Annotated in this window: 20 protein-coding genes and 1 pseudogene; 3 read left to right on the top strand and 18 right to left on the bottom strand. The window is 63.4% G+C overall.

Annotation, left to right across the window (positions count from 1 at the left end):
- Positions 1–9: 9 nt before the first annotated feature.
- The 3 genes from AC0L3E_RS20830 to AC0L3E_RS20820 form a co-directional block, all read right to left on the bottom strand.
- Positions 10–825 carry an oxidoreductase gene (locus AC0L3E_RS20830; protein ID WP_128309144.1) on the bottom strand — a complete coding sequence of 272 codons (816 nt, stop codon included), beginning with the start codon at positions 823–825 and terminating at the stop codon, positions 10–12.
- 93 nt (positions 826–918) lie between these two features.
- Positions 919–2,184 carry a beta-ketoacyl-ACP synthase II gene (gene fabF, locus AC0L3E_RS20825; protein ID WP_473605530.1) on the bottom strand — a complete coding sequence of 422 codons (1,266 nt, stop codon included), beginning with the start codon at positions 2,182–2,184 and terminating at the stop codon, positions 919–921.
- A gap of 44 nt (positions 2,185–2,228) precedes the next feature.
- Positions 2,229–2,807 carry a TetR/AcrR family transcriptional regulator gene (locus AC0L3E_RS20820; protein ID WP_127808341.1) on the bottom strand — a complete coding sequence of 193 codons (579 nt, stop codon included), beginning with the start codon at positions 2,805–2,807 and terminating at the stop codon, positions 2,229–2,231.
- 80 nt (positions 2,808–2,887) lie between these two features.
- Between AC0L3E_RS20820 and AC0L3E_RS20815 the strand changes: the two genes are divergently transcribed.
- From AC0L3E_RS20815 to AC0L3E_RS20805, 3 genes are all read left to right on the top strand, one after another.
- Positions 2,888–3,247 carry a fascin domain-containing protein gene (locus AC0L3E_RS20815; protein ID WP_128309213.1) on the top strand — a complete coding sequence of 120 codons (360 nt, stop codon included), beginning with the start codon at positions 2,888–2,890 and terminating at the stop codon, positions 3,245–3,247.
- A gap of 88 nt (positions 3,248–3,335) precedes the next feature.
- Positions 3,336–3,794 (top strand): nuclear transport factor 2 family protein, encoded by a 459-nt coding sequence (locus tag AC0L3E_RS20810; protein WP_127268437.1) that lies wholly within the window; start codon positions 3,336–3,338, stop codon positions 3,792–3,794.
- Between the two features lie 222 nt (positions 3,795–4,016).
- Complete coding sequence (locus tag AC0L3E_RS20805) at positions 4,017–4,304, top strand: hypothetical protein (protein WP_127268438.1); 288 nt, start codon at positions 4,017–4,019, stop codon at positions 4,302–4,304.
- Between the two features lie 117 nt (positions 4,305–4,421).
- Here the strand turns inward: AC0L3E_RS20805 and AC0L3E_RS20800 are convergent.
- From AC0L3E_RS20800 to AC0L3E_RS20730, 15 genes and pseudogenes are all read right to left on the bottom strand, one after another.
- Positions 4,422–5,117 (bottom strand): annotated as a pseudogene (locus AC0L3E_RS20800) (MATE family efflux transporter); the annotation flags it as partial.
- A 59-nt stretch (positions 5,118–5,176) separates the two neighbouring features.
- Positions 5,177–6,226, bottom strand: a complete 1,050-nt coding sequence (locus AC0L3E_RS20795; protein ID WP_473605528.1) for an L-idonate 5-dehydrogenase — start codon at positions 6,224–6,226, stop codon at positions 5,177–5,179.
- Complete coding sequence (locus AC0L3E_RS20790) at positions 6,223–7,629, bottom strand: TRAP transporter large permease (RefSeq protein ID WP_473605527.1); 1,407 nt, start codon at positions 7,627–7,629, stop codon at positions 6,223–6,225. The genes AC0L3E_RS20795 and AC0L3E_RS20790 overlap by 4 nt, the downstream gene beginning before the upstream one ends.
- 4 nt (positions 7,630–7,633) lie before the next feature.
- The gene (locus AC0L3E_RS20785) at positions 7,634–8,206 is read right to left on the bottom strand and encodes a TRAP transporter small permease (RefSeq protein WP_473605526.1); all 573 of its coding nucleotides are present in this window, start codon (positions 8,204–8,206) and stop codon (positions 7,634–7,636) included.
- An 80-nt stretch (positions 8,207–8,286) separates the two neighbouring features.
- A complete protein-coding gene (locus tag AC0L3E_RS20780; protein ID WP_473605525.1) occupies positions 8,287–9,261 on the bottom strand; it encodes a sialic acid TRAP transporter substrate-binding protein SiaP in 975 nt (324 codons plus the stop codon).
- A 55-nt stretch (positions 9,262–9,316) separates the two neighbouring features.
- Positions 9,317–10,036 (bottom strand): FadR/GntR family transcriptional regulator, encoded by a 720-nt coding sequence (locus AC0L3E_RS20775; protein WP_473605524.1) that lies wholly within the window; start codon positions 10,034–10,036, stop codon positions 9,317–9,319.
- A gap of 227 nt (positions 10,037–10,263) precedes the next feature.
- On the bottom strand, positions 10,264–11,667 hold the full coding sequence (locus AC0L3E_RS20770) for an MATE family efflux transporter (RefSeq protein ID WP_473605523.1): 1,404 nt from the start codon (positions 11,665–11,667) through the stop codon (positions 10,264–10,266).
- A 167-nt stretch (positions 11,668–11,834) separates the two neighbouring features.
- Positions 11,835–13,421 (bottom strand): FGGY-family carbohydrate kinase, encoded by a 1,587-nt coding sequence (locus AC0L3E_RS20765; RefSeq protein WP_128309211.1) that lies wholly within the window; start codon positions 13,419–13,421, stop codon positions 11,835–11,837.
- The gene (locus AC0L3E_RS20760) at positions 13,418–14,101 is read right to left on the bottom strand and encodes an HAD family hydrolase (protein ID WP_128309210.1); all 684 of its coding nucleotides are present in this window, start codon (positions 14,099–14,101) and stop codon (positions 13,418–13,420) included. Before AC0L3E_RS20760 ends, AC0L3E_RS20765 begins: the two co-directional genes overlap by 4 nt.
- Before the next feature lie 15 nt (positions 14,102–14,116).
- Entirely contained in the window at positions 14,117–15,595 is a 1,479-nt protein-coding gene (locus AC0L3E_RS20755) for a mannitol dehydrogenase family protein (protein ID WP_473605522.1), read from the bottom strand.
- 145 nt (positions 15,596–15,740) lie between these two features.
- Positions 15,741–16,511 carry an L-iditol 2-dehydrogenase gene (locus AC0L3E_RS20750; protein ID WP_292695508.1) on the bottom strand — a complete coding sequence of 257 codons (771 nt, stop codon included), beginning with the start codon at positions 16,509–16,511 and terminating at the stop codon, positions 15,741–15,743.
- Between the two features lie 2 nt (positions 16,512–16,513).
- Positions 16,514–17,512: an ABC transporter ATP-binding protein gene (locus AC0L3E_RS20745; RefSeq protein WP_127272484.1), complete on the bottom strand. Its 999-nt coding sequence runs from the start codon at positions 17,510–17,512 to the stop codon at positions 16,514–16,516.
- 69 nt (positions 17,513–17,581) lie between these two features.
- Positions 17,582–18,406 carry a carbohydrate ABC transporter permease gene (locus tag AC0L3E_RS20740; RefSeq protein WP_127382577.1) on the bottom strand — a complete coding sequence of 275 codons (825 nt, stop codon included), beginning with the start codon at positions 18,404–18,406 and terminating at the stop codon, positions 17,582–17,584.
- Positions 18,407–18,417: 11 nt separating this feature from the next.
- The gene (locus AC0L3E_RS20735) at positions 18,418–19,290 is read right to left on the bottom strand and encodes a carbohydrate ABC transporter permease (RefSeq protein WP_013528414.1); all 873 of its coding nucleotides are present in this window, start codon (positions 19,288–19,290) and stop codon (positions 18,418–18,420) included.
- A gap of 124 nt (positions 19,291–19,414) precedes the next feature.
- Positions 19,415–20,725, bottom strand: a complete 1,311-nt coding sequence (locus tag AC0L3E_RS20730) for an ABC transporter substrate-binding protein (RefSeq protein ID WP_127268865.1) — start codon at positions 20,723–20,725, stop codon at positions 19,415–19,417.
- Positions 20,726–20,899 lie beyond the last annotated feature (174 nt).

Genomic DNA, 20,899 nt, shown 5'->3' with positions numbered 1-20,899 from the left:
CGCTCGATTTCAGGCCGGCAGCCCAAGCTGCTTGCGCAGGCTCTTGTCGAATGCGGACGCGGGGACGAAACGACGCAGGAAACTGACCTGGCGCGCCATTTTTCCCGCCGCATAGCGTTTCTTCGGCGCGGGATCGGTCGCTGCGGCCAAAACGGTGTTGGCGACCACTTCGGGCGCATCGCCTTTTTCCATCGATTTCCGCACGGATACAGTCATCCCGGCGCGCGCGGAATCGTAGATTTCGAGCGACCGGTCGGGGGCGGCAAGATTGTCCTCGAATGCCGTGCGGGTATAGGCGGGCTCCACCAGCGAAACGCGGATGCCGAACGGGCGCAATTCGTGATCGAGCGACTCCGAATAACCCTCGATGGCATGTTTGGTCGCCGAGTAGAGTGCGAAATAGGGAGCGGGGATGAACCCCTGCACCGAACTCAAATTCACGATTCCGCCCTTCCCTTGGCGCCGCATTGCCGGCAGCACCGCGTTGGTCACACGCAAGACGCCGAAGACGTTCACGTCAAACAGCGCCTTAGCCTGGGCGGTCGAGGACTCCTCTGCGCCGCCAAACAGGCCCATACCGGCATTGTTGACAAGCAGGTCGATGCGTCCGGCCTTGGCCAGAACGTCATCGACCATTGTCGCAACGGACGCGTCGTCGGTCACGTCGCAGGTCAGCATGGTCACGCCGGCGGATGGCCGGGAGGCCGCGCGACGGCTGGTTCCGAAGACGCGAAAGCCGGCGCCTAGCAAGGCATCGGCGGTAGCGCGCCCGATGCCGGAAGATGCCCCTGTGACCAGGGCGACGCCAGGATTGGTCTTGTTCATGGAAATCATATCCTTCTTTGCGTTGGATCGGATTGGGGAAAGCATGAGAGGCCGGGGCAAAGGGCGTTGGTCATGACTGCGTCTGGCAACCGATTAGTTCCAGCGTCTGAACAGGGCGCTGGCATTCACGCCGCCAAAGCCGAAGCCATTGGCGATCGCGTACTCCATCTCCATGGGCCGGGGCGCGTTTGCGACGAAGTCGATTCCGTCGCCGGCTGGATCGGCCTCGCCCAGGTTGAGGGTTGGCGGGGCGACCTGATCCCTGAGCGCCAGGATTGCGAAGATCGCACCAAGCCCGCCGGCCGCTCCGAGCAGATGTCCGGTCGCCGATTTCGTCGCACTGACAGCTATCGCGGAATCGCGCCCGAACACGCTCTTGATCGCTTCGATCTCACCCAGGTCACCGACTGACGTGGATGTCGCATGCGCATTGAGATGGCGAACCTGGCGTGGCGAAATCCCTGCCTGGGCAATCGCGATCTGCATGGCCCGGCGCGCGCCGTCGCCGTCCTCCGGTCCGGAGGTGACGTGGTGGGCATCGGCGGTCGTGCCGTAGCCGACGAGCTCAGCCAACGGCTTTGCGCCGCGCGCCAACGCGTGGTCCAATGCCTCGATGACCAGCACGCCGGCTCCTTCGCCCATGACGAAGCCGTCCCGCGATGTGTCGAAAGGGCGCGAGGCTTGAGCCGGCGCCCAATTGAAGCCGGTTGAAAGAGAGCGCGCCGCGGCGAAACCGCCGAGGCTGACGGTGTTGATGCACGCTTCCGTTCCGCCGCACACGGCGATGTCGGCTTCGTTCGCGCGGATCAGGCGGGCGGCGTCGCCGATCGCCTGGATGCCCGCCGCGCATGCCGTCACCGGTGCGCCGAGTGGACCTTTGAAACCATGACGGATCGAGATGTGGCCCGCCGCGAGGTTTACCAGGAAGGACGGCACCGTAAAGGGCGACAGGCGGCGGGCGCCACGCAGGTCCACCGTGCGCACCGCCTCGGTGATGGCGGGAAACCCGCCGACCCCTGAAGCGATGATCGTGGCCGTGCGCAGGCGATCCGTTTCCAGGGCAGGCTTCCATTGCGCCTGCGCGAGCGCCTCTTCCGCCGCAGCCAGCGCAAAGAGAATGAACCGGTCCACCTTGCGTTGATCCTTCGCGGACAGGACGGCATCGGCATCGAACCCAGCCTCCGGATCTTCGCCCAGGGAGGGAACCACGCCGCCAATCTTAACCGGCAGCTCTCCCACCACATCGTCCGGAAGCCTGCGAACGCCCGACCGGCCGGCAAGCAGGCGTGACCAGGACGCTTCGACATTGGCGGCAAGAGGCGTGACCGCTCCCATGCCCGTGACGACAATCCGTTGCATCTGCTCTCCTGTCCTTGGTGTGCCGGCGGCACTGCTCGCGCCGTTCAAGGGGCGACTGCTTCGCGAACCTGATCGGCCGCCGCATCCAGAAAAGCCCGCGCGAGGTCGGGGTCGTTGACGACCCGCGAGAGCACCACCGCGCCGACCATCGTCGAGAGAACGGCCATTGCCTTGTTGCCGGTCTTTTCGCTGTCGCCCTCGCCAACCCAACCGCCGAGCATCTCAAGGTACGCCTTGATGCCGGCTTCGAATGACGCCTTCACCTCGGCACCCTGCCTGGCTGCATCCGAACCGAGCGCAACGACCGGGCAGCCGTCCATCTTTTCCCCGCGATGATCCATGCTGAGGTAGAATGAGATCACCCCGTCGAGCGGGCTCCCAGGATGTGCGGCGGTCGCGGCCGACCATTTGTGGGTGGCGCTTTCCATCGCCCGCCTGGACGCCAGCGCCGCCAGATCGTCCTTCGACTCGAATTGCTTGTAAAAGGCGCCCTGGGTCAGCCCGGCACCCTTCATCAGGTCCTTGAGGCCGATGCCGTCAAAGCCGCGCTCCCGGAAAAGCCGGCTTGCCACATTGATCACGGTCTCGCGGTTTTCCGCGGCCTGAGTGCGACTCACACGCATCGTCATCTCCTTTTTTAGATTGCATTCGTAATCTATACCCTATATAGAGGGTGAACGCAATCTAAAAAAGGACAAATGAGATGATCCGCAAAACCCTGAGCGCCTCGCTGCTGGCAGCGCTGTTTCTTGCAACCCCGGCTCTTGCCGAGGAAGCCACCATCGGACGCCCGATCGAAGGCGGCAGCCTGCACCAGGGACACCTGGACATGGTGGCCTACTACGTTCCGCGCGGCGACCTGCTTGAGGTCACCGCCACTTTCGCACCGAAGGCCGGGGGTGATCCGCTGCGGGTTGTCATGGGCCTCGCCAACAGTGACGCTGTGTCGTTTTCCATACCGGGCTACCCGGGCTCGCTCTACTCGTTCTCAAGGTCCGGTAAGGAAGTGACGGTCTCGACCGAGACTGACACATCCCTGCGAGCCGACGCGACAATGCCCTGACCTGACGCGCAGGCCCGCGGCCGCGCGATGCTGGCCGGGGCTCTCGCGTCGGAACGGCGCGCCACCAATAAGTTCGGAGAGAGGTCACATGCTTTACAGCTATTTTGTCGAGAAATCGATCCGGCAGAGCTTCGACGACGTCAACAACCATCGCTGGGACGCGGCGGTGAAGGCCATCGCGCCGCATGTCCATCACCGGGTTGGTGGCGCCCACGCGCTTGGTGGGGAGCGCCACGACAAGCAAGCCCTGCGCCGCTGGTTCGAGCGCCTCGGCCGTGTTCTGCCCACTCTCCATCTCACGGTCAACCACGTCTGGGTGAAGGGTTGGCCGTGGCATACCACCGTGTTTGCCCAGTGGGATGGCACCGCAACCCTGCTCAACGGCGATACGTCCTACATCAACCGTGGTCTCCACGTGTTCACGCTGCGGTGGGGCACGGTTCATGCGCTCGAGGAGTTTTACGATTCACAGGCGGCGGCGCGCGGTCTCGCCGCTCAAGCCGCAGCCGGCCTCGAAGAGGCTGTCGCCGAACAGATAACAAGCTGAAGCGCGGTTCGAGGACGGCCGGGTTGCCCATGCGCCGACCGGCTCGGGTCCCGAGCCATCTCCGCTGCCGCGCTCCAACTTGTTGCAAGACGTTCAAATTTGAGCTTCCGCACTCATGCTTTGTCGAGAGTATCTCCTGTATTCACTTAAACGGTCTGCGCCGTAGTTTTTAGCCGTTCTGAATCGCCGTCGGCGACGATGACGACGAAATAGGAGAACGCAATGACTCGCAATCACGTTGAACGTCTTGGAGAGTTCAGGGAAATCCTGGTCGCAACCCGACGCGAAGGAGTCCGCAACGTGCACCATACCCGCGACGCAATGCGGGCAAGTGGCTTTCAGATAGGGGACAGCGATGGCTCCAGCTACGGAGCCGAGCTGAAGGCGCTCCAGGAAGAAATCGAGGCAGTCGATCGCGCCATAGAAGACGAGAAGCGGTTGGCCCAGGCCCTCGAGAGCGCAGCTCAATCCCGCCGGCCGAGCAAGCCGAGAATCGTGAAGGGAACATAGTTCCGCTCTCGGCCAAGACGTTCATTGCCTCGGTGCCAAGCGCCGGCTCACGGCACGAACGTTTCTGCAGGCGCCGCTTAATCAGCTACAAGGTCGGGACATGGCGACCGTCCTGTTTCAACCCCCGAACACCAGCGGCGGCGCGATCCGATCCCGCCGCAGCCAGCGCGCCAGAAGCAGCGCGGCCACCACGGCCAGCCCCGTCGACAGGCCGATCCAGATGCCGACGCCATGCAGGCCGAAATGGAAGGCGAGCAGCACGCCGAGCGGCAGGCCGATGCCCCAATAGCCGATCGCGGCATAGATCATCGGCACCTTGGTGTCGTGCAGGCCGCGCAGCATGCCGGCGGCAACCGCCTGCGCGCCATCGAAGACCTGGAACAGCGCGGCAAAAGCCAGGAACGACACGGCAAGCGCGATCACCCTGGCATTGGCCGGATTGCCCAGATCGATGAAGGCGCTGATCAGCGGATGCGGCCACAGGATCATCACCAGCCCCATCAGCGCCATGAACGAGACGCCGATGACAAAGGCGGTCCAGCCGGCGCGCGAGACGCCTTCCGGATTGCCGGCGCCGTGCGCAAGGCCGACGCGCACCGTCACCGCCTGGTTGAGGCCGAGCGGCACCATGAAGGAGATCGAGGCGATCTGGATGGCGATCGCGTGCGCGGCCAGCGAATCCGCGTCGATCAGGCCCATCAGCAGGGCCGCCGCATTGAAGATCGTCACCTCGAAGGCGAGAATGCCGGCGATCGGCAGGCCGAGCCGCAACAGGCCCTTGAAGCGCGGCCAGTCGGCGCGCCAGAACCGGCCGGCGTGGCCGGAGACCAGTTGCCTGCGCCAGGAGGCCAGCGCCGCAGCATGCGCGTCCGTCACTCTGCAGTCAGAACAACCTTGACGCTTTGGGAGCGGTCGGCGGCGAGGCGGAAGGCCTCGGGTGCGGACGAAAGGACGCGTTCGGCGGTAACCAGCTTCAAGACGTCGACTTCTCCATCGACGATGAGAGCGACCGCCTGATTGAATTCGGCGCCGAAACGGAATGACCCCTTCAGGTCGATCTCCTTGGCCATGACGGCGTTGGCCGGTACCGGGATCTGGCCGCCCGGCAGATTGCCGACCTGGACGACGACGCCGCCGCGCCGGACGCTGGCGATCGCCGCGGTGAGGCCGGCCGCGGTGCCTGAAATTTCGAAAGCAACATCGAATGGTCTGTCGGCGGCAAGCGCCTTGAGTTCGGCATCGCCGCCGGAAAGATCGATCGTCTGTTCTGCACCCAACCGGGTGGCGAAGGCGAGCGGCGCCGCGGCTATGTCTGCGACAGTTATTCCGCCGCAGCCTTTGAACCTGGCCGCGAGCATGGTGAGAAGTCCGATCGGCCCGGCGCCGAAGAGGATGACATTCCTGTCAGCGATCGCGCCGGCCCGCGCCACTGCATGCAGGCTGACGGCGAGCGGCTCGGCGAGTGCCGCCGCTTGATATGCCACATGCTGCGGGACCTTGACGCATTGCGCCGGCGTGGCGTCGAAGACGCTGGCGAACCCCCCTTGCATATGCGGCGTCCTGGAAGCCGAACCCATGAAGTAGATGTTCTCGCAGAGATTGGCGCGGCCTTCAGCGCATCGCGCACAGTGCCCGCACCACCGCGAGGGGTTGACCGCAACGCGGTCACCGACGGCAAGTCCGGACGCTGCCGCGTTGATCTCGACAATCTCTCCAGCAACCTCGTGACCGAGTACGAGCGGAGATGTGACGACGAAATCGCCGGTCCGCGCATGGCGAAAATAGTGCAGGTCGGAGCCGCATATGCCGCCAGCGCCGAAACGCACGCGCACCATGCCCGACACAAGGGGTTCGAGCGGACGCTCCACCATGCGCAGGTCTTCGGGGCTGAACAACGTCGCGGCGATCACATTGCCGGTCATTTGATCAGTCCCATTTGTGTCGGCAGCCACAGCGTGATGGCCGGAATGAAGGTGATCAGGATCAGCGCGACCAGCAACGGCACGAGCCAAGGCAGGATCGCCATCGTCGTGCGCTCGACCGACAGCTTGGCGATCCGCGAGAGAACGAACAGCACCATGCCGAGCGGCGGATGCAGCAGGCCGATCATCAGGTTGAGCGTCATGATTAGGCCGAAGTGCACGGGGTCGATGCCGTACAGGACGATGATGGGCAATAGGATCGGCACGAGGATGGTGATCGCGGCGATGGTATCAAGAAAGCATCCCACCACCAGCATCAGGATGTTGATCAGAATTAGGAACACCCATTTGTTCTCTGTCAGCGAGGTGATGAATATCGAGAACATCTGCGCCGCTTGGCTGACGGTTAGCAGCCACGCGAAGATCGACGCCGCGGTGACGATGAACAGAACCGACGCCGTCGTCTCAATCGTGTCGAAGCTGGCCTTGGCCAGCGTTGCGAAAGTCATCGTGCGATAGCGCACCAGCCCCAGGAACAGCGACCAGATGACCGCGGCCATGGCCGCCTCGGTTGGCGTGAACCAACCCATTGTCATGCCGCCGATCAGGATGATGGGCGTCATCAAAGCCATCACGGCGGAGAAGTCGAAATACCAGTCGCAGGCGATCAGAACCGCGAGAGCGATGCCGACGGAGATGTTGAGCGACAACCCGGCGCTGACCAATATGTAGACCAGAACCGGAAAGCAGGCGACGACCAGGATCTCGAGAGACGCGGCGCCGAGTTTGCGCAGTTCGAACGGCGTGTCGGAGCCCCAGCCGCGGCGATAGGCGAAGATGGCGACCGTCACCATCATCAGCACCGTCATGACGACGCCGGGCAGGATGCCTGCCATGAACAGGGCACCGATGGAGACGTTGGCCATCATACCGTAGATGACAAAGGGCAGCGACGGCGGAAAGATCGGGCCGAGCGTCGACGATGCAGCGGTGACGCCGACCGCCGCCTCGACCGGATAGCCGTGATCGCGCATGGCCTTGATCTCGATCGTGCCGATCCCGGCAGCATCCGCGAGGGCCGCGCCGGACATGCCAGCGAAAACCACCGATCCGATAATGTTTACCTGAGCGAGGCCGCCCTTCATCCAGCCGACAAGCGCTAGTGCGAAGGAATAGATGCGCCCGGTGACGCCGGCGATGTTCATGAGATTGCCGGCAAAGATGAAGAAGGGCACGGCGAGCAGCGGAAAACTCTCGACGCCGGCGATCATGCGTTGCGCGGCGATGATGTCGGGCGCCACACCATAGAAGACGAGGTAAAGCAGCGACGAGACGGCCATCGACACGGCGACGGGCACACCGATTAGCATCAGGACGAGAAAGGCACCGATCAAAAGCAGCATCGCCTTACTCCCCCAACCCGTCGAATGCGGCGGGGCGCTCGAGCACCGAGTAGCCGCGGCGAACATTGCCGACGAATACCTGGACCGCGCGAAGCATCATCAGCACGAAGCCGGCGAATACGGAGTAGAAGACGACGTTGCGCGGCAGGTTGATCGTGACCATCCGCTCGCGGTGGACGATCCCGACATAGCGCCACAGAAGCCAGGACATGTAGGCGAAAAAGCCGATGGTGATCAGGTTCACCGCAAGCGCCAGATAGCGCCCGACCCGCGCCGGCAGATAGTGGTAGAGCACATCGACCTGGATGTGGCGCGACATGCGGGTGCACATCACGGACCCCAGAAACACGACGACGACAAGGCAGTTGATCGCGATCTCTTCGGTCCAGGCATAGCTGTTGTTGAGGACATAGCGGGTGAAGAACTGCAGGAAGACGCAGAACGACATGCCCCAGAACACGGCGAGCGTCGCCCAGTCCTCGACTGCGTAGCGAGAGAGGTCGACGGGCGCGGTCTCCTCCTCGAAGGCATGCGCCAGTTCTTCGGCTGTCACCGGGTTGTGAATCTCTTCAGTCATCGGCATGGCTCCGGGTTGAACGACCTGCGCTGTCATTGTTCAAACCGGTCCGGACGCACTCCGGACCGGTTTGAAAGCGATTACTTGATGGCGCGGATCGCCTCCCAATCTGCCTTGCGGTAACCGAACTCCTCGAACGTCACTTTTTCCATCACGTTCTTCTCGAAGTCGGCCCGATCGACTTCGGTCACGGTCAGGCCGCGGTCCTTGAAGGTCTGAACGAGGGCCTTCTCGCGATCCACGATGATCTTGGTGGCGCGCGCGGCGGCTTCCTGCATCACTTCGGTGAGGATCGCCTTGTCCGCGTCAGAGAGCTCGGCCCAGCGCGATTTCGACACGATCGTGTTGAGATGGTCGACGATATGACCGGTCAGGACGATGTGCTTCTGCACCTCGTAGAATTTCTTCGCGTCGATCGTCGTCAGCGGGTTTTCCTGTGCCTCGACGGTGCCCTGCTGCAGAGCCAGATAGACCTCGGCGAAGGCGATCGGGGCAGTGTTGGCACCGCAGGCGCGCGGCATTGCGAGGTAGGCCGGCACATCCGGCACCCGGATCTTCAGGCCCGCCATGTCCGCGCATTTCGCGATAGGCCGGTTCGAGGTGGTATGGCGCGTGCCGTAGTAGGTCGTTGCTGTGATGTGATGGCCGGATGCTTCCTCGTAGCCGCCGGTCAGTTCCTTGTATTTGTCGCTTTTCGCGTAAGCGAGCAGGTGGTCGGCGTCGCGGAAGGTGAACGGAAAATAGGTCACCCCGATCGGCGGGAATTCGCGCGCCGCGAAGCTTGATCCGGAAATGATGATGTCGACCGTGCCCAGAGTCAGACCCTGATTGATATCTGCTTCCTTGCCGAGTTGGGACGCCGGAAACACGTCGATCGTATAGCGCCCGTCGGTGCGCTTCTTGATTTCTTCTGCCGCCCACACGGCCTCCGTGTGGAAGGGCTCGGACGTTTCATACACATGCGCCCATTTCAACGCCGTTTGTGCCGAGGCCGAAGCCATGGGCAGAGCGACCGTGGCGATCGCGCAGAGCAGTGCGGTATACCTTGAAAACATCTTCATTCCTCCCTGTGGTTGGACCGATGACGGCCGGATCTCCTCCCGGCCGGTTCTATTCCGCAACCTCCATGGTTGCGGGGCTCTCACCGAAATTGCGTGAGAATCGAAGTTGCGACCGACGCAGATGCTCCTGCATCGCCGCCTTTGCCCTTTCCGGATCGCGCGCCGCGATTGCGTCGCGCACCGCGCGATGCTCTACCGCGGCGGCCCGCCATGAGTCCTTGTTCTCGAAATAGCTCGAGAGACGTTCGAAATAGGGGTTCATGCGCTGGTCGAACATCTCGCCGATAAAACGCACCAGCACCGCGTTGCCGAGGATGCCCGCCACCGTCGTATGGAATTCCCGGTCAAGCATGATGGTCGTGGTGGCGGGCAGGCTTATGTCGTCCATCCGGCGCAGCGCATCTTCGAGCAGATCGAGATCGGTCGGCCGAACCTGGAGAGCGGCTTCCGCGGCGATCGCACCTTCGATGAACTCCCGCGCCCGCAGCAGTTCGAACGGGCCTTCATCCGTTTCTGCGGCGAGTATTTCGGCGCGCGGCGGGGCAGTGACGTAGATGCCAGAGCCTACGCGAATGCGTATGCGGCCCTCAACCTCAAGCGCAATCAGCGCTTCACGGACCGTCGGGCGCGAGATCCCCAACTGGTCGGCTAGTTCCCGCTCCGTCGGCAGACGGTCGCCAACGGCAAACTCACCAGAGCCGATCAACTGCCTCAGTTGATCGGCGACCTGTCGATAAAGCCGACGCGGCTCAACAGCCTGAATAGGCATCGCTCCCTGCTCCCGAAGTCGCCTTCAATACAACAGGTAAATTGGTCTGGCCAATTGACCTTTAGCTTGTGGGTGGCACGAGTCAAGAGTGATGAGACGTTCATTGCCTCGATGCCAAGCGTCGGCTCATGGCGCTTAGCGGACGTTTCGAGGCAATTCTGCAGGCCCGGCAATGAGCCTCAATGTTAGCAAAAACGACCGCCGGTGCCCGGCGGCCATTTCTACTTTCAATGCCCAAACGCAAAAGTCGGCGCGATCCGATCCCGCCGCAGCCAGCGCGCCAGAAGCAGCGCGGCCACCACGGCCAGCCCCGTCGACAGGCCGATCCAGATGCCGACGCCATGCAGGCCGAAATGGAAGGCGAGCAGCACGCCGAGCGGCAGGCCGATGCCCCAATAGCCGATCGCGGCATAGATCATCGGCACCTTGGTGTCGTGCAGGCCGCGCAGCATGCCGGCGGCAACCGCCTGCGCGCCATCGAAGACCTGGAACAGCGCGGCAAAAGCCAGGAACGACACGGCAAGCGCGATCACCCTGGCATTGGCCGGATTGCCCAGATCGATGAAGGCGCTGATCAGCGGATGCGGCCACAGGATCATCACCAGCCCCATCAGCGCCATGAACGAGACGCCGATGACAAAGGCGGTCCAGCCGGCGCGCGAGACGCCTTCCGGATTGCCGGCGCCGTGCGCAAGGCCGACGCGCACCGTCACCGCCTGGTTGAGGCCGAGCGGCACCATGAAGGAGATCGAGGCGATCTGGATGGCGATCGCGTGCGCGGCCAGCGAATCCGCGTCGATCAGGCCCATCAGCAGGGCCGCCGCATTGAAGATCGTCACCTCGAAGGCGAGAATGCCGGCGATCGGCAGGCCGAGCCGCAGCAGACCCTTGAAGCGCGGCCAGTCGGACCGCCAGAAGCGGCCGAACAGACGGTAGCGGCGGAACTTCTTCTCCAGCATCACCACGGCAGCCATGCCGATGAACATCAGCGCTGAGGACAGCGAGGTGGCAAGGCCCGACCCGGCAATGCCCATTGCCGGCACGCCGAGATTGCCGAACATGAACACCCAGTTGAAGAAGACGTTGCAGGCGACGGCGACGAAGACGATGACCAGCGCCCAGCCCGGCCGTTCCAGCGCCGAGATGAACGAGCGCAGCACGATATAGCCGTAGAACGGCAGCACCGCCCATTCGAGCCAGCGCAGATAGATGCCGGCCTGATGGGCGAGCGCCGGGTCCTGGCCCATGGCCAATAGAATGCCCTCGCCGTGCCAAAGCACGAGCCAGATCGGGATCGAGATCAGGATCGCCAGCCACAGGCCCTGGCGCACGGTGCGGCGCAGGTCGCGCACCGAATAGCGGCGGCGGCCGAGCTCGGTGGCGATCATCGGCGAGGTCGCCAGCATCAGGCCGAGGCCGAAGATCAGCGGCATGAAATAAAGGTTGGCGCCAAGCGCGCCGCTGGCCAGCGTGTCCGGACCCAGACGACCCATCATCATGACGTCGGTGGCCGTCATCGCGGTCTGGCCGAGATTGGTCAGCACCATCGGCCAGGCGAGCGCCAGCGTCGCCCTGATTTCCTGACGCCAAAGATTTTCCGGCGCGCGAGCGCCGGCTTCGATCGCAGACATTGTTCCGCTCTTTCCAGCTACGGCACGTCGGCCAGAGCCGGAAGCCGCATGTCAAACGGCAAAACCTTCGGTTTCGCGGCGTTTGCGTCAGCTTCTGGACGAAACGCGACATGAAGGCAAGAGAGGAGGGACGGGAACGGATTGAGCCAGCGACCGGCCCAAATGCTCTACCGGATCGCGTCCAGCATCCGCCGCTGGCGGTGCATCTCGAGGAAAACCTTGTAGTCGCGCTCGAAACGCCCTGATGATTTCGGGTTCGACGGGCGCGTCCGGCCGCCTTGCTGCATGGCAAGACAGGCCGCGTTGAGGTCGGGAAACAGCCCGGCCGCGGTGGCGGCGATCATGCCGGTGCCGAGCAGCACCGCCTCGTCGGCCAGCGGCTCGACCACCGTGCAGCCGGTGGCGTCGGCATAGAGCTCCATCAGCAGCGGGTTCTTGGTGTGGCCGCCGGTGACGTGCAGCGTGTCGATCAGATAGCCGTTCTCGTTCAGCGCCTCCAGCACGTGGCGCACGCCGAGCGCGATGCCGACGGCGGTGCGCCAGTAGAGCTTGCACAGGCTGTCGAAGGAGGAATCCAGCGTCAGCCCGCTGACGACGCCGACGGCATGCGGATCGGCGAGCGGCGAGCGGTTGCCATGAAAGTCGGGCAGCACATGCAGCCTTGCGGCGAGGTTGTCGCCCTCGGTGGCGCGCAGCTCGGCGACACGCCCGGCGATCTTCGCATGCATGGCGGCATCTGGCTCGCCGCCGGCGCCGTGCCAGCGGATGATGTGGTCGAGCAGGGCGCCGGTCGCCGACTGGCCGCCTTCCGACAGCCACAGCCTGGGCAGTGCCGCGCCGTAATACGGCCCCCAGACGCCGGCGAAGGGCTGCGGATCCTGCGACATCGCCATGACGCAGCTCGACGTGCCGGCGATCAGCGCCAAATGCCGGCCGATGTCCTGTTCGTCGTCGGCAAAGCCGCCGAGCACGCCAAGCGCGCCGGCATAGGCATCGATGACCCCGGCGCCGACCCGGCATTTCTCGCTCAGCCCAAGCTCGGCCGCCGCTTGCGCCGTCAATCGACCGATATCGGCGCCGACGGGACTGGCCTTTTCCGGCAGGTTGCCGTGCTCGAAAAGATCGCCGAGGCCGACGAGTTCGAAGAAATCGCGCCGCCATCCCGTGTCCTCATGCGCCAGATAGGTCCATTTGGCGGTCAGCGTGCATTGTGAGCGGGCCAGCGAGCCCGTCGCTTGCCAGGTCAGGAAATCGGTCAGGTCGAATAAATAGCCGGCTTCATTCCACGTGCGCGGCAAATTGCGCTTCAGCCACATCAGCTTCGGCGTCGCCATTTCCGGCGACATGACGCCGCCGATGTAATTCAGCACGGCGTGGCCGCTTGCCGTGCATTCGTCGGCCTCGGCGATGGCGCGGTGGTCGAGCCAGACGATGGTGTCCCAGCGCTTGTCGCCGGTGACCGAGACGCTGAGCTGGCCGCCTTGCCGGTCGCGCACCACCAGCGAACAGGTGGCATCGAAGGAGATGCCGACAATGTCCTCAGGCTCGACACCGGCTTTTTCGCGGGCAGCGCGCACGGCGGTGCAGACGGCCGACCAGATATCGCGCGAATCATGTTCGGCGTGATCGGGCTTCGGCTGGTTCATGGCGATCGGCCGCTCGGCGCGGCCGAGCAAGGTGCCTGTGGTGTCGAGAATGCCCGCGCGAGCGCTCCCGGTGCCGACATCGACCGCGCAAACGAACTGTTTCGTCAAGATGCTCTGTCTCTCGCTCCCAGGCCTGCAATCAGATCGGGCAATTGCAGCATGTCAGCGAATATAAAGTCCGGCTCACTCGACGCAAGCCGCGCTTTCAAGGTCGGGTTGCCGGCATGCGAGCCGCCGGTGAAGGCAAACACGCGCATCCCCGCCGCGCGCGCAGCAATGATGCCGGCCGGGCTGTCCTCGACGACGAGGCATTTGCGCGGATGGGCCCGCATGCTGGCGGCGGCATGCAGGAACAGATCCGGCGCCGGCTTTCCCTTGGCCACCATGGTGGCACTGAACAGATGCGGCTCCATCAGCCCAAGCAATCCGGTGACGTCGAGCGCGTAGCGGATGCGGTCGAGCGTGCCTGAGGACGCGACACAGTACGGCAGCCCAAGCTTGGGCAGCATCTTCCTGACGCCGGCGATCGGCTTCAGCTCCTCGCGGAATTTGCGCATCAGTTCGACGCGCATCTCGGTCAGGTGCAGGTCGGTAATATCGAGTCCGAAGTCGCGGCCGAGGATCTCGCGCACGCTTTTCATGCTCTTGCCGAGGAAATGCTCGTAGGCGGCATCCTCACTGACGCTGCCGCCGGCGACTTTGACCATGCCGAGCAGCGCCGAGACGGAGAGCGCCTCGCTGTCGACCAGCACGCCATCACAGTCGAAGATGACCAGTTCAGGCGTCATGGCCGAGAATGGCTCTCAGAGCTTGCCGGCGAGGTAGCGCGTCAGCGTCGCGCGCGCGCCATTCGCCCACAGCACGTTGAGCGCATGTGCAAAGGCCTCGACAAACGCGGTCGCGCGGCCGACATCGCCATAGATGTCCTCCATGGCAAGCCAGGCGGCGGGAGCATCCTTTGCCGCTTTTGCCGTTGCCTGCAGCCGGTCCCAGCTCGGATCGTTGGGCTCGATGACGGCGCCGCTATCCGTCGTGCCGAAGCAGTAGCGGCACCATAACGCCGATTCCAGTGCCAGGCCCGCGACGCTCTTTCCGGCCTTCAGCCGGTCGGCGATGGTCGGGATGATGAACTTCGGCTGGCGGTTGGAGCCGTCGAGGCAGAGCCGGCGCACCGTGTCGCCGATCTTGGGATTGGAAAAGCGGCTCTCGATGAGCTGGTAATAATCTTCCAGAACCGTGTCCGGCACCGGCGGCACCGTCGGGATGATTTCCTCCCGTTCGAGCTTGGCTAGGAAACCGCTCACCAGTGGCTCCTGCATCGCCTCATGGACGAAATGGATGTCCATCAGGCCGGCCGGATAGGCAATCGTCGCGTGGCCGCCATTGAGGATGCGGATTTTCATCAGTTCATAGGGCGCAACGTCTTTGACGAACTGCACGCCGACCTTTTCCAGTGGCGGCCGGCCGCCGGTGAAATGGTCCTCCAGCACCCATTGCCGGAACGGCTCGCAGAACACCGGCCAGTTGTCCTCGAGGCCAAAATCCTTGGCCAGGATGCCGCGTTCGCGGTCCGTGGTCGCCGGCGTGATGCGATCGACCATGCCGTTCGGGAAGGCGACCTTTTCGCTGACCCAGTTCGCCAGGTCCTCGTCGATCAGGCGGGCCAGACCGATGACGCCGTCCGAGGTGACATGGCCATTGTGGGGAATGTTGTCGCACGACATGACCGTGAACGGCACGGTGCCTTCATCGCGCCGCCGCACCAGCCCGGCAAGAATGATGCCGAACACCGTCTTCGGCGTCGCGCCGGGCTGCGCATCGGCGACGATGTCGGGGTGGGTCGGGTTGAACACGCCGGATGCCGGATCGATGAAATAACCGCCTTCGGTGATGGTCAGCGAAACGATCTTGATCGCCGGGTCGGCCAGCCGTTCGATGATGCCGGCCGCATCGCCGGGCATCAGGAAGTCGATCATGGCGCCGGTGACCCGGGCGCTCATATGGCCGCTGTCCTGCTCGACCACCGTGGTCAGCCAGTCCTGCTCTTCCAGTTTGCCGCGGCCGATCTTTTCACCGTCGAACACGCCGGCGCCGATCAGTGCCCAGTCATGGCCGATGCCCGAATTGAACAGATCGTCGAGATAGACGGCCTGATGCGAGCGATGGAAATTGCCGACGCCGAAATGCACGATGCCGGCCTTCAATGTCGCGCGGTCATAGTTCGGCCCGGCGACCTCAGTGGGCAGTTTGGAGAGGTTTGAGGACGAGAGTTTCACGGTCATCTGTTTTACCCTTTGGCCGGATCTAGGCCTTCGTTACGCTCCTCTCCCGGTCGGGGAGAGGATAAGGGGTGGCACTGGCTACGCGCCCGCTGATGTCGGCCTCTGCTCCCCGCGGAGGGACGAGGAGCAGAGGCCGTCCCCCGCCTCAACTCATCCACTGGCCGCCATCGACATTGTAGGTCTGGGCGACGATGTATTCGGCGTCGCTGCTGGCGAGAAAAACCGCCATGCCGGTGAGGTCCTGCGCCGTGCCCATGCGGCCATACGGCACTGCCTCGCCGACCAGCTTCTTCTTCTCGCCCTTCGGCCGGTTCTCATATTTGGCGAACAGCGAATCGACGTGATCCCAGTGCTCGCCGTCGACGACGCCAGGGGCAATCGCGTTGACGTTGATGCGGTGCTTGATCAGGTCGAGCCCCGCTGACTGTGTCAGCGAAATGACGGCGGCTTTGGTGGCGCAATAGACGCCGACCAGCGCCTCGCCGCGTCGCCCGGCCTGGCTTGCCATGTTGATGATCCTGCCGCCCCGGCCAGCGGCGATCATCGAGCGGGCGGCTGCCTGCAGCATGAACAGCGTGCCGGCGACATTGACGGAAAACAATTTGTCGTAGCTTGCCTTGGTGATCTCGACGATCGGTGCCAGATCGAAAAGAGCGGCGTTGTTGATCAGGATATCGAGGCCGCCGGTCTTCGTCTCGACGGCTTTCATCGCCGCCTCGATGGAGGCGAGGTCGGTGACGTCGAGCTTGACCGCATAGGCCCTGCCGCCGATCTCAGCGGCCGTCTTCTCCGCCGCATCCAGATTGATGTCGGCTATGGCGACGGTGGCGCCTTCGCCGGCATAGGCTTCGGCGAAGGCTCTGCCGATGCCGCGGGCCGAACCTGTGATCAGCGCGGATTTGCCGGCCAGCCGCATGTTCAGATTGCCTTCCCGTCGGCGCCGAAGCGATGCAGCTTGGCCTTGTCGGGCGTTAGATAGATGGTATCGCCATGATGGACGCCGAGTTCGCCGTCGGCGCGCACTGTCAGCGGGCCGACGCCATCGGCCTGGACATGCAGGAAGGTGTCGGAGCCGAGATGCTCGGCGACGCCGACGACCGCCTTCCATTCGCCCGCCGTGGTCGAGATCTCCAGGTGTTCGGGACGGATGCCGATGGTCTTGGCGCCGTTTTTGGCAGCCGGCGTGCCTTCGATCAGGTTCATCTTCGGCGAGCCGATGAAGCCGGCGACGAACAGGTTCTTCGGCGTCTTGTAGAGCTCCATCGGCGAGCCGACCTGCTCGATGTTGCCGGCGTTCAGCACGACGATCTTGTCGGCCATGGTCATGGCTTCGACCTGGTCATGGGTGACGTAGATCATGGTCGTCTTGAGCTGATGGTGCAGCTCGCTGATCTCCAGCCGCATGGTGCCGCGCAGTGCCGCATCGAGATTGGACAGCGGTTCGTCGAACAGGAAGGCGGTCGGCTGACGCACGATGGCGCGGCCGATGGCGACGCGCTGGCGCTGGCCGCCGGAAAGCTGGCCGGGCCGGCGTTCGAGATAGTTCGTCAGGTTGAGCACGCGCGCCGCGTCTCCCACCTTCTTGTCGATCGTCGCCTTGTCCTCGCCGGCCATCTTCAGCGGGAAGCCGATGTTCTTGGCCACCGTCATGTGCGGATAGAGCGCGTAGGACTGGAACACCATGGCGAGCTTGCGCTTGGCCGGTGCCTCGCCGGTGACGTCGCGGCCGTCGATGTTGATGGAGCCGCCGCTGGTGTCCTCGAGCCCGGCGATCAGCCGCAGCAGCGTTGACTTGCCGCAACCCGACGGGCCGACGAAGACGACGAACTCGCCATTCTCGATCACCAGGTCGAGACCGGGGATGATGGACGTCGCTCCGAAGGATTTGGAGACGTTCTTGAGCGTGATGTTTCCCATGATTTCCTCCCCGAGGGGTTATTTCTGCCGATTGCTTCGGGCAATTCCGTTACTTCACCGCGCCATCAATTATTTGACCGCACCAAATGTCAGGCCGCGCACCAGCTGCTTCTGGCTGAACCAGCCCATGATCAGGATCGGCGCGATGGCCAGTGTCGAGGCGGCCGAGAGCTTGGCCCAGAACAGGCCTTGCGGGCTGGAGAACGAGCTGATGAAGGCGGTCAGGGGTGCTGCTTCCGTCGTCGTCAGCCGGATCGTCCAGAACGCCTCGTTCCAGGCCAGGATGATGTTGAGCAGCATCGTCGAGGCGATGCCCGGCACCGCCATCGGCGTCAGCACATAGATGATCTCGTTCCACAGCGATGCGCCGTCCATGCGCGCCGCTTCCAGGATCTCGCCCGGGATTTCGCGGAAATAGGTGTAGAGCATCCACACCACGATCGGCAGATTGATCAGCATCAGCATGATCATCAGGCCGATGCGGCTGTCGAGCAGTCCTGTGTCGCGGAAGATCAGGTAGATCGGGAACAGCACCGCGACCGCGGGCATCATCTTGGTGGACAGCATCCACATCAAGATGTCCTTGGTCCGCTTGGTCGGCGAGAAGGCCATCGACCATGCCGCCGGTATGGCGACGAGCAGGGCCAGGATGGTCGAGCCGACCGAGAGCAGCACCGAGTTGAAAAAGAATTTGAAGTAGCCGCTCTGCGCCTGAACCTCGGCATAGCTCTCGAACGTTCCCGACGGGATGATGCTGAAGCCCTGGATGGCTTCCTGCTCCGACTTGAACGAGGTGATGATCGTGTAGAGGATCGGGAAGAAGATCAGCAAGGCGACGATCCAGGCGGCAACTGTCGCAATCGTCTTGTGCTGGGTGGTGACTGAGCGTGCCATCGTAGCCTCCCTTACTTGTCCAGGTTCTTGCCGACGGCGCGCATGGCGAAGAAGGCAACGATGTTGGCGAGAATGACGGCGATCACACCGCCGGCGGATGCCTGGCCGATTTTGAACTCCAGCAACGCCTTCTGGTAGACGAGGAAGGGCAGGTTGGTGGAGGCGTATCCCGGGCCGCCATTGGTGGTGACGAGGATCTCGGCATAGACGGAGAGAAGGAAGATCGTCTGGATCAGGATGACGACCGTGATGGCGCGCGACATGTGCGGCAGCGTCAGATAGATGAAGCGGCTGATGAAGCCGGCGCCGTCCATCTCGGCGGCTTCCTTCTGCTCGCCGTCGAGCGACTGCAGCGCGGTCAAGAGAATGAGCGTGGCGAAAGGCAGCCATTGCCAGGCGACGATGATGATGATCGCCAGCATCGGATGCTGCCCGAACCAGTCGATCGGCTGGGCCCCGAAGAAGCGCGCTATGTCGGCGAACACCCCATATTGCGGGTGCATGATCATGTTCTTCCACACCAATGCGGCCACCGGCGGCATGACGAAGAACGGCGAAATGACCAGGATGCGCACGATGCCCTGGCCCCACATCGGCTGGTCGATCAGCAGCGCCAGAAGGATACCGCCGATCACCGTGATCAGGAGCACGCTGACCACCAAGGTGAGCGTGTTGAGGATCGACTGCAGGAAGGCCGGGTTGGAATAGAACAGCGCGTAATTCGAGAAGCCGACAAAGCCGTCGCGGATCGGATTGAGCGGATTGTACTGCTGGAAGGAGAACCAGATGGTGATGACCAGCGGCACAATCATCCAGACGAACAGCAGCACCACGGATGGCGCCATCATGAAACGGGCAAGCGAACGGGTCTGCTGAGTAGCCATGACGGTCACCCTTCAATGGTCAGACTGAATTTTCAAAAGGCGTTAAAGGCGGCCGCCCGAACTGGGAATTCGGGCGGCCGTTGCCGGTCAAGGAGGCGACCGGCAGTCGGCACCGGGAGGAGCCTTACTTGATGTATCCGCCTTCGGTCATTGCCGCGGTGGCAGCGTCCTGGGCCTGCTTCAGCGCATCGTCGACGCTCGACTGGCCGGCAAGAGCCGCCGAGAAGAGCTGGCCGACCGTGGTGCCAAGTCCCTGGAACTCAGGGATGGCGACGAACTGGACGCCGACATAGGGCACCGGCTTGACGGTCGGATGCGTCGGATCGGCGGCATTGATGGAGTCCAGCGTCATCTTGGCGAACGGAGCCGCCTTCTGGTACTCGGCGTTGGCATAGAGTGAGGAGCGCGTGCCCGGAGGAACGTTGGCCCAGCCTTCCTTCGAAGCGACCAGTTCGGCATAGTGCTTGCTGGTCGCCCAGGAGACGAACTTCTGGGCGGCATCGGCTTTCTGCGTCCCGGCGGGGATCGCCAGCGACCATGCCCACAGCCAATTGCCGCGCTTGCCCAGGCCATTGTCGGGTGCCAGCGCATATCCAACCTTGTCTGCGACCTGCGATGCCTTGGGATCGGAGACGAAGGACGCAGCGACGGTGGCGTCGATCCACATGCCGCATTTGCCCTGCTGGAACAGCGCCAGGTTTTCGTTGAAGCCGTTGGAGGACGCACCCTCGGGGCCGTCGGCCTTCATCAGGTCGACATAGAACTGCAGCGTGTTCTTCCATTCCGGCTGATCGAACTGCGGCTTCCAGTTCTCGTCGAACCAGCGCGCGCCGAAGGAGTTCGACATGGCGGTCAGGAAGGCCATGTTCTCGCCCCAGCCGGCCTTGCCGCGCAGGCAGACACCGTTCACGCCATTCGCGCGGTCGGTCATCTTGTCGGCGGCCTGCCTGATGAAGTCCCAGGTCGGCGCGTCGGGCATCTTCAGTCCGGCTTTCTCCATCAGGTCCTTGCGGTACATGACGAAGGAGCTTTCGCCGTAGAAGGGCGCGGCATAGAGCTTGCCGTCGACCGAAAGGCCGCCGGCGATGGCGGGGATGATGTCCTTGGCGTCATAGTCGTCGCCGAGCTTGTCGAGCGGCAGCAGCCAACTCTGCTTGGCCCAGATCGGAACCTCGTAGGTACCGATGGTCATCACGTCGTACTGGCCGCCCTTGGTGGCGATGTCGGTGGTGACGCGCTCGCGCAGCACGTTTTCTTCGAGCGTGACCCAGTTGAGCTGGATGTCGGGGTTCGCCTTGGTGAAGTCCTCGGTCAGCTTTTGCATGCGGACCATATCGCCATTGTTGACGGTGGCGATGGTGATGGATTCGGCATGTGCGGCGAACGCAAGCGTGCTGGCCGACAACAAGCCCAGGGTGAGCGTGCGAAGTTTCATCAAATTCCTCCCTTGAACCAAGATGAGCATTTGCCTTGGCTTTGGGCAATTACTCACTTGGCGTGAATTATGTCAAGTCGGATTCGATGCTGCAGCGCAGCACCCGGGCGACACCGCAGGCCGGGACGAGCGGAAATTGCCAGGGCGAGAATCATCCCGGCCGGATACAGTGAG

Source organism: Mesorhizobium sp. WSM4822, assembly GCF_055811155.1.
This window is presented reverse-complemented; position numbering and strand designations above follow the sequence as displayed.

Coding starts and splice junctions, on each gene's coding strand:
- fabF (WP_473605530.1), bottom strand. CDS start 2,184: ATGCAACGGATTGTCGTCACGGGCATGGGAGCGGTCACGCCTCTTGCC.
- AC0L3E_RS20775 (WP_473605524.1), bottom strand. CDS start 10,036: ATGCCTATTCAGGCTGTTGAGCCGCGTCGGCTTTATCGACAGGTCGCC.
- AC0L3E_RS20750 (WP_292695508.1), bottom strand. CDS start 16,511: ATGCGGCTGGCCGGCAAATCCGCGCTGATCACAGGTTCGGCCCGCGGC.
- AC0L3E_RS20790 (WP_473605527.1), bottom strand. CDS start 7,629: ATGCTGCTTTTGATCGGTGCCTTTCTCGTCCTGATGCTAATCGGTGTG.
- AC0L3E_RS20785 (WP_473605526.1), bottom strand. CDS start 8,206: ATGACTGAAGAGATTCACAACCCGGTGACAGCCGAAGAACTGGCGCAT.
- AC0L3E_RS20740 (WP_127382577.1), bottom strand. CDS start 18,406: ATGGCACGCTCAGTCACCACCCAGCACAAGACGATTGCGACAGTTGCC.
- AC0L3E_RS20735 (WP_013528414.1), bottom strand. CDS start 19,290: ATGGCTACTCAGCAGACCCGTTCGCTTGCCCGTTTCATGATGGCGCCA.
- AC0L3E_RS20755 (WP_473605522.1), bottom strand. CDS start 15,595: ATGACCGTGAAACTCTCGTCCTCAAACCTCTCCAAACTGCCCACTGAG.
- AC0L3E_RS20730 (WP_127268865.1), bottom strand. CDS start 20,725: ATGAAACTTCGCACGCTCACCCTGGGCTTGTTGTCGGCCAGCACGCTT.
- AC0L3E_RS20745 (WP_127272484.1), bottom strand. CDS start 17,512: ATGGGAAACATCACGCTCAAGAACGTCTCCAAATCCTTCGGAGCGACG.
- AC0L3E_RS20760 (WP_128309210.1), bottom strand. CDS start 14,101: ATGACGCCTGAACTGGTCATCTTCGACTGTGATGGCGTGCTGGTCGAC.
- AC0L3E_RS20810 (WP_127268437.1), top strand. CDS start 3,336: ATGCTTTACAGCTATTTTGTCGAGAAATCGATCCGGCAGAGCTTCGAC.
- AC0L3E_RS20820 (WP_127808341.1), bottom strand. CDS start 2,807: ATGCGTGTGAGTCGCACTCAGGCCGCGGAAAACCGCGAGACCGTGATC.
- AC0L3E_RS20795 (WP_473605528.1), bottom strand. CDS start 6,226: ATGACCGGCAATGTGATCGCCGCGACGTTGTTCAGCCCCGAAGACCTG.
- AC0L3E_RS20805 (WP_127268438.1), top strand. CDS start 4,017: ATGACTCGCAATCACGTTGAACGTCTTGGAGAGTTCAGGGAAATCCTG.
- AC0L3E_RS20780 (WP_473605525.1), bottom strand. CDS start 9,261: ATGTTTTCAAGGTATACCGCACTGCTCTGCGCGATCGCCACGGTCGCT.
- AC0L3E_RS20770 (WP_473605523.1), bottom strand. CDS start 11,667: ATGTCTGCGATCGAAGCCGGCGCTCGCGCGCCGGAAAATCTTTGGCGT.
- AC0L3E_RS20815 (WP_128309213.1), top strand. CDS start 2,888: ATGATCCGCAAAACCCTGAGCGCCTCGCTGCTGGCAGCGCTGTTTCTT.
- AC0L3E_RS20830 (WP_128309144.1), bottom strand. CDS start 825: ATGAACAAGACCAATCCTGGCGTCGCCCTGGTCACAGGGGCATCTTCC.